Source organism: Neisseria sp. P0001.S005 (assembly GCF_051963715.1).
On sequence record NZ_JBQCTZ010000506.1, the window covers coordinates 1 to 590 of the forward strand.

1 pseudogene is annotated in these 590 nt (G+C 54.6%); it reads left to right on the forward strand.

Going from position 1 to position 590, the window contains the following annotated elements:
* Positions 1 to 590: pseudogene (gene gyrB / locus ACTHSP_RS21335) on the forward strand (DNA gyrase subunit B); the annotation flags it as partial.

Here is a 590-nt window from a genome sequence, read left to right on the forward strand (position 1 = left end):
ATCTCCGGCGGCTTGCACGGCGTGGGCGTATCCGTCGTCAACGCACTGTCCGACTGGGTAACGCTGACCATCTACCGTGACGGCAAAGAGCACTTCGTCCGCTTCGTACGCGGCGAAACCGAAGAGCCGTTGAAGGTTGTCGGCGATTCCAACAAAAAAGGCACGACCGTACGCTTCCTCGCCAGCGCGGAAACCTTCGGCAATGTCGAATACAGCTTCGACATCCTTGCCAAACGTATCCGCGAACTTTCCTTCCTCAATAACGGCGTAGACATCGAATTGACCGACGAACGCGACGGCAAACACGAAAGCTTCGCCCTCTCCGGCGGCGTGGCAGGGTTCGTGCAATACATGAACCGCAAAAAAACGCCGTTACACGAAAAAATCTTCTACGCATTCGGCGAAAAAGACGGCATGAGCGTGGAATGCGCGATGCAGTGGAACGACAGCTATCAGGAAAGCGTGCAATGTTTCACCAACAACATTCCGCAACGCGACGGCGGTACGCACTTAACCGCACTGCGCCAAGTGATGACCCGCACCATCAACAACTATATCGAAGCCAACGAAGTGGCTAAAAAAGCCAAAGT